An 11,086-nucleotide genomic window follows, 5' to 3' on the forward strand; every position below is an offset into this window, starting at 1 on the left:
TTCCATGCGAAGGGTCGCTCGGCGCGCGGTCGCCGCCACCGCCTGGGCAGGCGTCTGTCTGCTCTGGATGACCGCCTGTTCCTCGGACGAAAAGCCCAAACCCGCTGCCAGCTCGTCCTCCCCGGCGGCGTCCTCCCCGGCGGCGTCCTCCCCGGCGGCATCCTCCCCGGCCCGCCCCTCCTCCTCTTCCTCCGCCGCCCCGCCGTCGGCAGCCAACGGCTCGATCGCCCCGCCGCCCCCGCCGCCCAAGGCCACCGCGTCGCACCAGTCGGGAGGAGGGCCGGTCGTGGCGCCCACCCGCACCCCGCCGCCATCCGTCAGCCGGACATGAGCCACCCGGACGCCCGAGCGCCGGAACGTGCCGCACCCGCCTCCGGGGCGGCGGACTACGCCAAGGTCCTCATCGGCCAGGCCTCGCTCATCGCCGCCCTGATGTTCTATGTGGGAGCGGTCTACACCAGCAGCTACTACGGCTACTTCCATCTGTCCCCGTTCACCCTGGGACTCGGCTTCCCCGAGCTGGTCGTGGAGAGCCTCAACCTGCTCAAGCTGCCCGTGCTGGTGGCCGGCGTGGCCGTCCTGCTGCTCGCGGGGCTGCCCCCGTCCTCCCGGCGGATCCGGGCCGCCGTCACCGCCCGGGCGGCCCGCCTGCACCTACCGGTGGTGGCCGCCGGGCTGGTGCTGCTGGTGCTGTGGCGGTGGATCCAGCCGTACGGCTGGATCGTGCCGCTCGTCATCGCCGCCGGACTGCTGCTGGGGCAGGCCGGCGGCGGTCGTGAGCGGCTGGAGGGGGTGCGCCGCCGGGTGCTGTCCCTGCTGGCCACCGGCCTGCTTCTGCTGTGGGCGGTCACCGTCCTGGCCGCACAGCTGGGCGAGAGCGACGCCCGGGGCCGCGCCCGGGACGTCACCGGATGGACGGGCGTGCTGGTGCTGAGCGGCCGGCGCCTGAGCCTGCCCGGCGTGCGGGAGGAGGATCTCGGAGCCGGCCTGCGCCACCGGTACCGCTACACCGGCCTCAGACAGCTGGTCGAGGGCCAGGACGGGTACTACGTGGTGCCGCTGGGATGGAACGTCGGCACCGACGCGGTCTATGTGATCCCCAAGGGCGGCGACACCTGGGTGGGCCTGACCCCCGGCACACGCCAGTGAGCCGGTACGTACACCGCCGATGCCCCCGGCCCCGACGGCTCGCCCAGCCGGGAAGCCCCCACCGGGCGCCGTAGCTCATCCTCCCGGTAACGGCGGCACTCACGGTGCCAGTTGAGGATGCCGGACAGCCAGTTCCGCAGCTCCCCGACATAGCCGTCCATGGTGGCCCGGCCCTCCTCGGACAGCCTGAAGTCCTCGTACACCTGCGGGAGTTCATGCGCCACCACATGCTCGAACTGGCGCATCCGGGAGTCCATCAGATCGTGGACGATGGCCAGGGCGGTGGGGTAGTCGCAGTCGAAGAAGTGCTGCACCACCAGCACGCCGTTGTGGAACTCGCCCTCGAACTCGACCTCCTTCTGGTACGAGAAGATGTCATTGGTCAGACAGGCGTAGTCGGCGGCCGCGTTCTCCAGCGAACGCAGCGGACCGCTCCGGTAGATCTCCGGCGGCACCCGCTCGCCGTGCGCCAGCCGGCACAGGCTCATGGCCAGGTCCGAACCGAAGGTCTTGCGGCGCATCTCGAGGTAGTCGACCGGGTCCGGGATGCGGTGCTGAGCCTGGTTGGCCAGCTCCCACAGCCAGCTGTCCAGCATCTCCACGATGGTGGTGCGGAAGTCCCGGCGGGCCTCGGCGGCCATCTGCGGGGCGGTACGGCCCCAGAGATCGGTCAGTCCCCGCTCCAGGGCGTTCGCCGGGACGGCCGCCGGGGCGCCCTCCAGGGGCATCAGGGCCGCCAGCCGCTCGGAGCAGGCCCGGGCCCCGGCCAGGTCACGGCGCCGGCCGAAGACGGCCGGATAGTAGTCGTCCCCATAGGTCCTCCAGGTCAGCCACTGGGAGTCCAGGTCGAGTTGCTCCATGGTGGCGTCCGGGTGCAGACCGGCGGCGCACAGCGGGAAGTCGAAGGCGCTGAGCTTGTCCCCGTCCCAGATACGGGCCTCGCCGGGGACCGGCCGCAGCATGCCCATGCGGTCCGCCCACTGGACGATATGGCACCGGGCGGCGTCCAGATGCGGACTGAGGGCCGGCCCGAAGGGCATAGAGAAGTCCGGCAGCCGGGACGGGCCCACCCGCTGGTAGGGGACATGGGTGAAATTGCGGACCCGCGCGGCCCCGGTGCTGTCGGCGGTCAGCCGGACATCGGCCGCCGAAAGGCCCGGACCGCCGGGCAGGAACGAGGACAGCACCGAAGCCGCCGGCGTGGCACGGGAGTTCACGCCGGAGTTCATATAGCGGCTGGAACGCATATGCCACTCATGGCCTCCGGACTGCCAGTCCTGAAGGCCCTTCACATACGCCATCAGCCGCGCACAGGACCGCAGGTCCAGGCCCTTCTCGGCGGCCAGCGCCGGGAGTTCGGTCAGCGCCGTGTTCTCGAACTGCTGCAGCCGGGAGGTCAGCAGGTCATTGACGGCGTCCGCGGCCTCCTGGGTGGTGCAGCCCAGAAAGGTCTCCAGGACCAGGACGCCATTGCTCAGCTCGCCCTCGTCCTCGGTCTCCCGCTGGTAGGAGAACAGGTCATTGCGTAGGTGCACCGCGTCGGCGAAGGTGTCCCGCAGCACCCGCAACGGCCGCGAGCAACTGACCGCCGCGGGCACCTCGGCACTCGCCGCGAACTCCACCAGGCCCGCCGACCAGGGCGCACCGCCCACCTTGCGGCGCATCTCGATGTACTCGACGGGGTTGGGTACGCGATCGGCGTTGATGTTGGACAGTTCCCACAGCGATTCATTGAGCAGATTGCGGGTGCTCTCCGCGAAACGCGCCCGCCAGCCAAGGGACATGGACGGCACGGTGCGGGCCCATAGGTCCGCCAGCCCCGCCTCCACCGGATTGGTCGGTTCCGGAAAGCCCTCGGCCAGGTTCATCGGCATAAAGGCCGCCAGCCGGTCCAGGTATTCCTTGGCGCCCTGGCGGTCCGGATTGCGCTTGTACACCTCAAGGAAGTGGTCGTCGAAGAAGAAGACCCACACATACCAGTCGGTCACCAGCGACAACTTGGGGCCCGGGGCATCGGGATGGGTGTAGGAGCACAGCAGGGCGTAGTCATGGAAGTCGAGGTCCTGCTCGTCCCAGACGCCGGAACCCTCCAGCATCCCCATGGCACGGGCCCACTCCTTGGAGTGTTCCCGGGCTTCCTGGAGACAGGGGTTGAGACGCGCTGGATACGGCAGATAGAAGTCCGGCAACTCAAAGGGCTGGGTCACTCGCTGTCCGGCCTTTCCATCGGGAGGGGCGAGAGGGCCGCTTGAGGGCTCGCTCACTCCTACCCGGGGCCTGGACCTGCCTACCGCGCAAGTGGGTGTGGAGGGGCGCCCGTTGGGGCGCGGCATATCGCACGCGCCCGGTCCGGCGCCCCCGGCCGCTTGTGGGGCGTCAGAGGGAAATGGTCCTGCCCTGGGCGAAGTCGGTGCCCGCCTGGCCGTAGACCGTGATCTGGTAGCGCGTGCTGGGGCCCTTGAGATGCTCGCCCACGGCGAACAGCGTCATGGTGTTGGCGTCATTGTTGAAGTAGAAGAGGGTGGTGCTGGTCTGACCGTCCCCCGAGCTGGCGTGCAGGACCGGGTGGTTCCTGAACGTGTAGCCGCCCGTGGCCTTGCCGCCCCCGTTGAAGGCCTGGTTGAGGGCCTGCTTGAGGCTCGCCTGCTTGTTCAGCATCCGCTGGTCCTTGAGGACGTTCACCATGTACGACTCGGCCTGGGGCTGGGCCATGGGCCGGGTCTCTCCGCTGCCGTCGCGCTTGTCGATGATCATCGATTTGCCCGCGGCCGCCGAGGGCTCGATGGTCGCCGAAACGGCCGCGAGGGCGATGCCCGCCGCGGCGCCGGTGCGAATGGCGGCTCGGCTCAGTTTCCTCATCGTGGTTCTCCTTCTCGCAGGGGGAGTTGGTGGTGCGGTACGGGGAACACGATGCGGGCAAATGATCGACAGCTGATTGACAAAGGATAAATGAGGCCCGGTCAGCCGGGGAAGCGGAGGAAGCGCGGCGGGACCTCGTCCACCAGCCACACACCGTTGGCGCTCAGCAGGAACTCAAACCCGGCCGCCCGCATCGCCCCGGCGTCCACCGACAGCACCACCGGCTTGCCGCGCCGCGCCCCCACCCGGGTCGCGGTCTCCCGGTCCGCGGACAGATGGACATGGTGCCGGTTCATGGGCCGCAGGCCCTCGGCGCGGATGGCGGCCACACTGCGGACCACGGTGCCATGGAAGAGGAACGCGGGCGGGACCGCGGCTGGCAGGCCCAGGTCCACCGGCACGGTGTGGCCCTGGCTGGCCCGGATCCTGCCGCCCTCGAGCGCGAACCGCCGCTTGTCATTGGCGGCCACCACCTGCTCGAGCTCCTGCCGCCCGATGGGAAAGCCATGGGCCGCGGCGGCCGCCAGCAGGGTGTCCACACCGACCCAGCCCTGCGGGTCCAGCCGGATGCCGATGCGGTCGGGCTGGTGCCGCAGGTGCCGGCTGAGGTACTTCGACACCCGGACGGTTCGTGCGTGATCCATGCTCCCAGGGTGCCTCAGGGGGCGCGGGACGCACCCGGATATCGGTGGTGCACCGCCGGGCGGGCGCCTGTGCGGTCCCAGGGTCTAATGGACCATGTTCCACATCTGGTACCGGTTGGAGTGGTTGTAGCAGGTGGTCTTGGCGACCGGAGCGCCCTTGGGGGTCCCCTGGTCCCACAGCAGCTGGTTCATGTGCCCGTCCTGGCCGCGGTCGAGACAGTAGACATGGCCGTCGCCGTCCCTCCCGCTCTGGTAATTGGCGAACTGCCAGCTGTGCTGCGGGTTTCCGCCCGTGTTGCCCACCCAGGTCAGGTTCCACTGCTGGTGGTAGTCGGTCCACTCGCACCCGGCCCCACGGGTGGCCGTCCAGTCCTGGGTGCCCCACGGGAACTTGGAGTGGTAGTGCTGAGCGCGCAGGCAGTGGCCTTCCTTTACGTGGATGATCTGTACCCGGTCGTAGTAGCCACCGACGTTGCCGTCATAGGAGAGCACGTTCCACCGCTGGTACGGATTGCCGGGCTGACACGGGTTGGTGTAGACGTCACCGCCGTTGCTGTCGAGGCAGTAGCCGGTCGCGTAGTCCTGGAGCATCACGTTGTACTGATAGGTGTTGGCGTGGGCCGTGCCCCCCGTTGCCACCGTTGCCGTGGCCGCCAGCGCCCCGGCCACCAGTGCCGATCTCACCTTGAAGTTCACCGAGAGTCCTCTCTCTCCCCGTACCTCGGTGGTACGCGCAAGAACCCTGGCAGTCGGACGAACAGATGGACAGAGGACGGAAGTTCAAGAAACGGTTCACTCCGCTCTTGGCACCCTTGCGTCAGGTCAGCCTGTTGGGACGGACCAGACCGAGGTCATAGGCGAAGATCACGGCCTGGATGCGGTCGCGCGCGCCGATCTTCGACAGGACGCGGCCGACGTGGGTTTTGACCGTGCTTTCCGAGAGCACCAGGCGCTCGGCGATCTCGCCATTGCTCCAGCCCCGGCCGATGGCGAGGAGGATCTCGTGCTCGCGGTCGGTCAGGGCGCGCAGCCGGGGATCGGTGGCCGGGTCCTTGGCGGCGGGCGGGGCCGGCAGGCGGTGGGCGTAAGTGTCCAGGAGGCGCCGGGTCAGCCTGGGCGCGATGACGGCATCGCCCGAGGCCACCGCGCGGATGCCGGCCAGCAGCTCCTCGGGGAAGGCGTCCTTGAGGAGGAAGCCGCTGGCCCCGGCCCGCAGTGCGGCGTGCGCGTATTCGTCCAGGTCGAAGGTGGTGAGGACCAGGATGCGGGAGCGGCCGCCGGCGGCCACGATCCGCCGGGTGGCCTCGATGCCGTCCATACCGGGCATCCGCACATCCATCAGCACCACATCCGGGCGCAGTTCGGCGGCCTGGCGGACGGCCTGGGCACCGTTTTCCGCCTCGCCGAGCACCTCGGTGCCGGGGGCGTTCTCCAACAGCATCCGGAAGCCGAAGCGTTGCAGGGGCTGGTCGTCGGCGATGAGCACGGTGGTCATGATGCCGCGGCCCCGGGGGCGAGGGTCTGCGCCCGGGGCACGGGCGCGGGGTCGAGCACCGCTTCCACCCGCCAGCCCCCGCCGGGCCGCGGCCCGGCGGTCACCCGGCCGCCGTACAGCGCGGCCCGCTCCCGCATCCCGGCGATGCCCTGCCCGTCCCCGCCGGTGGCGGGCGCGATGCCCGTCGGCCCGTCCTCGCGGCCGCTGTCCTCGATCGTGACGCGGACCCGCCGGTCCTCCGCGCTCAGGGTGAGCCCGGCTCTGGTGTCCGGGCCCGCGTGCTTGAGGGTGTTGGTGAGTGCCTCCTGCACGATGCGGTAGACGGTGAGCTGGAGTCCGCGGTCCAGCGCCTCCACGTCGCCCACCGTCCGGTAGACGACCTCGGGGCCCGCCGCCCGCACCCGGGCGCAGAGCGTCTCCAGGTCCGCGATGCCGGGCTGCGGGTGGAGTTCCAGGGCGTCCTCCCGTTCCTCGCGCAGGACGCCGAGCATCCGGCGCAGCTCGCCCAGCGCCTGGCGGCCGGTGCCGGCGATCAGGCGCAGGGCTTCCTCACCGCGCCGCGGGGCGGCTCCGGCGGCGTAGGCGCCGCCGTCGGCCAGGCCGATGATGACGGACAGGTTGTGGCCGATGATGTCGTGCATCTCACGGGCGATGCGCGTCCGCTCGGCGGCGGCGGCCAGCCGGCTGCGCTGGTCGCGTTCGACCTCCAGGCGCGCCGCGCGTTCGCGCAGGGCTCCCAGATAGGCCGTGCCGATGCGGACCGCCAGGCCCAGGGCGGTGGCCGCGGTGGCCGCGCAGCTCAGGAAGAACAGCGCCACCAGCGAGGGAACCACCACCGAGACCCGGGCGATCACCAGGAGCAGCGCGCCGGCCGTCGCCGCGCCCGCCCAGGGCAGCCGGCGCAGCCGGTCGTGCCGGGCGACGCTGTAGAGGCCCAGGAACAGCGCGATATCGGCGTGCAGCCAGATATTGAGCGACCACTGCGCGGTGAAGACCGCCGCGATGGTGGCGAAGACCGCGGTGGGGTGGCGCCGCCGCCACAGCAGCGGCAGCACCAGCCCCACCTGAAAGGCCACCACCGCGGCCGGCGGCAGTCCGCCGCTGTGTACGATGCCCGGCCGGTCCTCGCCGTGGAACAGGTCCGGCAGGCCGAACACCAGCAGCACCACCAGGACCACTCCCGCGTCCAGCGGCCATGGCCGGGCGCGGTCGGCCTGCCGCGCCCGCCGGCACACCCGCACCAGGCCGGCCACCAGGGGGTGCCCCCATATCGGGTCGCCGGTGCCGCCGTCGGGGGCGGTGGTCGCGCTGGTCATCGGTGTCACCTGTTCATCGTCGCGGGCCGGGCGGTGCTCAGGCGTCGGTGCGCTTGAGCCGGTAGGCGGCGCCGGCCAGTGCGAGCGCCGTCCACAGCGCGAGGACCAGCAGGCCCGCACCCGGCGTCAGGGTGTGTGCGTCATGGTGCAGCGCGTACATGGAGTCGCCCGCGTGGCTGGGCAGGTACTGGCTGACGTTGTTCCGCCAGCCCGTCGGCAGCAGCGAGACAAGCCCGGGAACGAGCATCAGGGTACCGATCAGGACGGCGATGCCGCCGGCCACCGAACGCAGCCAGGAGCCCAGGGCCACCCCGCACACCCCGATCAGGGCCAGGTACACCCCGGCCATGAGCAGACTGCGCAGCACTCCGGTGTCGGAGAAGGTCAGTGCCGCACGCGTCCCCGACACGATGCCATGGCCGAAGCCGAAGGCGGCGAACGCGCCCACCGTTCCGATGACCAGCGCGATGAGGCCGAAGACGGCGGCCTTGGACCACAGCACCGGCAGCCGGCGCGGGACGGCCGCCAGCGTGGAGCGGATCATGCCGGTCGAGTACTCGCCCGCGGTGACCAGCACACCCAGCACCCCGAGGGCCAGCTGGCCGAAGTTCAGCCCGAACAGGGACAGGCTGACCGCGTTGGCCCCCAGCACCTCCGGGTCCATGGGGTGGCCGGCGGTGAGGTTGGCCTTATAGCGCCAGGTCCGGATCAGGCCGAAGGCCAGGACGAACACCAGAGCCAGGGTCAGGGTGATCCAACTGGAGCGCAGCGACCAGAACTTGGCCCACTCCGAGCGCAGTACGCGCCCGGCGGTGACCTTGTAAGGGGACTGCTGGGTACGCGCGGGCGCGGCCCCGGTGGTGGTGGCGGTGCTCATGCTGCGCTCCCTATGGGCTCGGCGGTCTCAGCGGTCGGAACGCCGGGGGTGGTGATGTTGCCGTGATACTCCACGGAGTCGCGGGTCAGCTCCATGAACGCCTCCTCCAGTGAGACGCCCTTGGTGGTGAGCTCGAACAGCGCGATGCCGTGCTCCGCGGCCTTCAGCCCGATCGCTCGCGCGGCCATCCCGGTGACCAGGAGTTCCTCGGAGCCGGAGTGGCCGCTGATGTCCACGCCCGGACCGGCCAGCACCTCACGCAGCCGCGCCGGGTCGGAACTGGCCACCTTCACGGTGTCCCCGCCGGACTGGCGGATCAGCTCCTTGACCGTGGTGTCGGCCAGCAGCCGCCCCCGCCCGACGATGATCAGATGCTCGGCGGTCAGCGCCATCTCGCTCATCAGGTGTGAGGACACAAAGACGGTACGGCCCTCGGCGGCCAGGCGGGTGAGCAGATTACGGATCCACAGCACGCCCTCCGGGTCCAGACCGTTGACCGGCTCGTCCAGCATGACCGTGGCCGGATCGCCCAGCAGCGCGGCCGCGATGCCCAGCCGCTGCCCCATGCCCAGCGAGAACGCGCCCGCGCGCTTCCTCGCCACCGGCCCGAGGCCCGTCAGCTCGATCACCTCGTCCACCCGGCGGCGCGGGATGCCATGGGTCAGCGCCAGGGCGTTGAGGTGATGGAACGCCGAACGCCCCGGGTGGATGGACTTCGCCTCCAGCAGCGCACCGACCTCCTGCAAGGGGGCACCGTGCTGTGCGTAGCGGCGGCCATTGACCGTGACCGAACCGGCGCTCGGCGCGTCCAGGCCCACGATCATGCGCATCGTGGTGGACTTGCCCGCCCCATTGGGCCCCAGGAACCCGGTCACCGTGCCCGGCTTCACCGTGAAGTCCAGCCGGTCCACCGCCGTCTTCTCCCCGTACCGTTTGGTCAGCTGCTGCGCCACGATCATCGGGTGTCTCCCTCTTGCTCCGGCCGCCGGATCGTTCCGGCTTCGCCTCAGCCGCAACGCTAGGAACCCGGGAGGCGAAAACGGTGGTACCCCGGGGCTGAACCGGGGCGAGGCAGTGGTACCCCGGTACTACGGCGAACCGCCGCACACCCCGCCGCTCACCCCAACGGTCTCTCCAGCCAGGCCACATCCCAGAAGCTGCCGAACTTCCGCCCCACCTGCCGCAGCAGGCCCGCCGGGCGGAAGCCGAAGCGCTGATGCAGGCGCATGGACGCCTCATTGGGCTGGGTGATCCCGGCGTAGGCCCGGTGCACATCCTCGGCGGCCAGGACCTCGAAGAGCTCCGAGTAGAGCAGGCCGCCCAGGCCCCGTCCGGTGTGGCCGGGCAGCAGATAGACGCTGGTCTCCACCGAGGTCTCATAGGCCCGCCGCTCGCGGAAGGGGCCGCTGGAGGCGTAACCGACCACGGTGCCCGCCTCCTCGGCGACCAGCACCCGGTGCCGTCCGGTGCCAGGGTGGGCCGCCAGCCAGGCGCGGCGCTGGTCGATCGCCACCGGTTCGATATCGAAGGTGACCGGAGTATGGGTCACATAGTGGTTGTAAAGGCTGGTGAGTTGCTCCAGATCGCCGGTCTCCGCGGGACGGACACGGATACCGGTGTTGCCGTCGTACATAAGTGCTCCCTTCCTGGCGCGGACGGTAGCGGGGCCCTGTTACCCGGGTGTTTCGGCCGTCCTAGGGTGGGCCGAGCACGGCATCGCCAGCCCACAGCTGCCAGGAGGTACGCATGACCGGCGCGATCGACCACCGCTATGTCGAGGTGAACGGCGTCAGACTGCATATCGCGGAACAGGGGGAAGGACCACTGGTCCTGCTGCTGCACGGCTTTCCGGAGTGCTGGTACTCCTGGCGCCACCAGTTCGGGCCGCTGGCCGAGGCAGGCTACCGGGTGGTGGCCCCGGACCAGCGCGGCTACGCCCGCAGCGAGCAGCCGGACAACATTGACGCATACACCATGCTGCATCTCACCGGGGATGTGGTCGCCCTGATCCACGCACTGGGGGAGCGGCGGGCGGTGGTGGTCGGACACGACTGGGGCGCCCCGGTCGCCTGGAGCACCGCCCTGCTGCGCCCGGACCTGGTACGAGGGGTGGCCGGGCTGAGCGTCCCGCCGTCTCCACGCGGTACGCTCCCGCCGCTGAGCGAGATGCGCGAGAAGGTCGGCGACGATTTCTATCAAATCCACTTCCAGCAACCGGGCGTAGCCGACGCCGAGTTCGCGGCCGATATCGCAGGCAGCTTCCGCCGTCTGCTGACCGCCGCGTCTGGCGACAATCCCCATCGCATGGGTGTGGTGGTGCCCGGAGGCGGGGCCTCGACGGCCGCGATGCCGGAACCCGGGCGGCTGCCCGGCTGGCTGACCGAGGCGGACATCGAGGTCTTCACCGGCGAATACGCCCGGCACGGGGAGCGGGCCTTCACCGGCGGCCTCAACTGGTACCGCAATATCGACCGCAACTGGGAGCTGCTCGCCCCCTTCGAGAACCGGGTCATCGACACCCCGGCGCTCTTTGTGGCGGGCGACCGCGACCTGGTGATGGAGTTCCCCGGCATGGATGAACTGCTGCCCGCGCTGCCCCGGGTGCTGCCGGGTCTGCACCGCAGCCTGCTGCTCCCCGGCTGCGGGCACTGGACCCAGCAGGAGCGGCCCGAGGAGGTCAACTCGGCGTTGCTGGACTTCCTGGGCAGCCTGCCCAAGGAGTAGCGAAGGCGGGGGTGTGCGCCGG

General features: G+C 70.5%; 12 protein-coding genes. 3 read left to right on the top strand and 9 right to left on the bottom strand.

What is annotated here, in order from left to right; all coding sequences use genetic code 11:
- Nucleotides 1-4 precede the first annotated feature (4 nt).
- Both ACIHFE_RS20945 and ACIHFE_RS20950 read left to right on the top strand, forming a co-directional pair.
- Nucleotides 5-331, top strand: a complete 327-nt coding sequence (locus ACIHFE_RS20945) for a hypothetical protein (RefSeq protein ID WP_400108682.1) — start codon at nt 5-7, stop codon at nt 329-331.
- Nucleotides 328-1,149 (top strand): hypothetical protein, encoded by an 822-nt coding sequence (locus ACIHFE_RS20950; RefSeq protein ID WP_400108683.1) that lies wholly within the window; start codon nt 328-330, stop codon nt 1,147-1,149. Before ACIHFE_RS20945 ends, ACIHFE_RS20950 begins: the two co-directional genes overlap by 4 nt.
- Here the strand turns inward: ACIHFE_RS20950 and ACIHFE_RS20955 are convergent.
- The 9 genes from ACIHFE_RS20955 to ACIHFE_RS20995 form a co-directional block, all read right to left on the bottom strand.
- Nucleotides 1,089-3,356 carry a germacradienol/geosmin synthase gene (locus ACIHFE_RS20955; protein ID WP_400108684.1) on the bottom strand — a complete coding sequence of 756 codons (2,268 nt, stop codon included), beginning with the start codon at nt 3,354-3,356 and terminating at the stop codon, nt 1,089-1,091. The genes ACIHFE_RS20950 and ACIHFE_RS20955 overlap by 61 nt on opposite strands.
- A gap of 169 nt (nt 3,357-3,525) precedes the next feature.
- The gene (locus ACIHFE_RS20960; protein ID WP_400108685.1) at nt 3,526-4,008 is read right to left on the bottom strand and encodes a hypothetical protein; all 483 of its coding nucleotides are present in this window, start codon (nt 4,006-4,008) and stop codon (nt 3,526-3,528) included.
- Nucleotides 4,009-4,109: 101 nt separating this feature from the next.
- On the bottom strand, nt 4,110-4,652 hold the full coding sequence (locus ACIHFE_RS20965) for an RNA 2'-phosphotransferase (RefSeq protein WP_400108686.1): 543 nt from the start codon (nt 4,650-4,652) through the stop codon (nt 4,110-4,112).
- An 84-nt stretch (nt 4,653-4,736) separates the two neighbouring features.
- The gene (locus tag ACIHFE_RS20970; RefSeq protein WP_400108687.1) at nt 4,737-5,348 is read right to left on the bottom strand and encodes a hypothetical protein; all 612 of its coding nucleotides are present in this window, start codon (nt 5,346-5,348) and stop codon (nt 4,737-4,739) included.
- Nucleotides 5,349-5,469: 121 nt separating this feature from the next.
- Nucleotides 5,470-6,147, bottom strand: a complete 678-nt coding sequence (locus ACIHFE_RS20975) for a response regulator (RefSeq protein ID WP_400108688.1) — start codon at nt 6,145-6,147, stop codon at nt 5,470-5,472.
- On the bottom strand, nt 6,144-7,463 hold the full coding sequence (locus ACIHFE_RS20980) for a sensor histidine kinase (protein WP_400108689.1): 1,320 nt from the start codon (nt 7,461-7,463) through the stop codon (nt 6,144-6,146). Before ACIHFE_RS20980 ends, ACIHFE_RS20975 begins: the two co-directional genes overlap by 4 nt.
- A 37-nt stretch (nt 7,464-7,500) precedes the next feature.
- Complete coding sequence (locus tag ACIHFE_RS20985; protein ID WP_400108690.1) at nt 7,501-8,340, bottom strand: ABC transporter permease; 840 nt, start codon at nt 8,338-8,340, stop codon at nt 7,501-7,503.
- On the bottom strand, nt 8,337-9,299 hold the full coding sequence (locus ACIHFE_RS20990; RefSeq protein WP_400108691.1) for an ABC transporter ATP-binding protein: 963 nt from the start codon (nt 9,297-9,299) through the stop codon (nt 8,337-8,339). The genes ACIHFE_RS20985 and ACIHFE_RS20990 overlap by 4 nt, the downstream gene beginning before the upstream one ends.
- 158 nt (nt 9,300-9,457) lie before the next feature.
- Complete coding sequence (locus ACIHFE_RS20995; RefSeq protein WP_400108692.1) at nt 9,458-9,973, bottom strand: GNAT family N-acetyltransferase; 516 nt, start codon at nt 9,971-9,973, stop codon at nt 9,458-9,460.
- A 113-nt stretch (nt 9,974-10,086) separates the two neighbouring features.
- Here ACIHFE_RS20995 and ACIHFE_RS21000 point away from each other — a divergent pair, with 113 nt between their 5' ends.
- Nucleotides 10,087-11,064, top strand: coding sequence for an alpha/beta fold hydrolase (locus ACIHFE_RS21000; RefSeq protein ID WP_400108693.1), 978 nt, complete (start codon nt 10,087-10,089; stop codon nt 11,062-11,064).
- Nucleotides 11,065-11,086: the final 22 nt, after the last annotated feature.

It is taken from the genome of Streptomyces sp. NPDC052396 (assembly GCF_044593195.1).
Taxonomy (GTDB): Bacteria; Actinomycetota; Actinomycetes; order Streptomycetales; family Streptomycetaceae; genus Streptomyces.

Bases quoted from the DNA above. Each gene is read 5' to 3' on its own strand.
- ACIHFE_RS20945 (WP_400108682.1), top strand. From the start codon at position 5: ATGCGAAGGGTCGCTCGGCGCGCGGTCGCCGCCACCGCCTGGGCAGGC.
- ACIHFE_RS20950 (WP_400108683.1), top strand. From the start codon at position 328: ATGAGCCACCCGGACGCCCGAGCGCCGGAACGTGCCGCACCCGCCTCC.
- ACIHFE_RS20960 (WP_400108685.1), bottom strand. From the start codon at position 4,008: ATGAGGAAACTGAGCCGAGCCGCCATTCGCACCGGCGCCGCGGCGGGC.
- ACIHFE_RS20965 (WP_400108686.1), bottom strand. From the start codon at position 4,652: ATGGATCACGCACGAACCGTCCGGGTGTCGAAGTACCTCAGCCGGCAC.
- ACIHFE_RS20975 (WP_400108688.1), bottom strand. From the start codon at position 6,147: ATGACCACCGTGCTCATCGCCGACGACCAGCCCCTGCAACGCTTCGGC.
- ACIHFE_RS20980 (WP_400108689.1), bottom strand. From the start codon at position 7,463: ATGACCAGCGCGACCACCGCCCCCGACGGCGGCACCGGCGACCCGATA.
- ACIHFE_RS20985 (WP_400108690.1), bottom strand. From the start codon at position 8,340: ATGAGCACCGCCACCACCACCGGGGCCGCGCCCGCGCGTACCCAGCAG.
- ACIHFE_RS20990 (WP_400108691.1), bottom strand. From the start codon at position 9,299: ATGATCGTGGCGCAGCAGCTGACCAAACGGTACGGGGAGAAGACGGCG.
- ACIHFE_RS20995 (WP_400108692.1), bottom strand. From the start codon at position 9,973: ATGTACGACGGCAACACCGGTATCCGTGTCCGTCCCGCGGAGACCGGC.
- ACIHFE_RS21000 (WP_400108693.1), top strand. From the start codon at position 10,087: ATGACCGGCGCGATCGACCACCGCTATGTCGAGGTGAACGGCGTCAGA.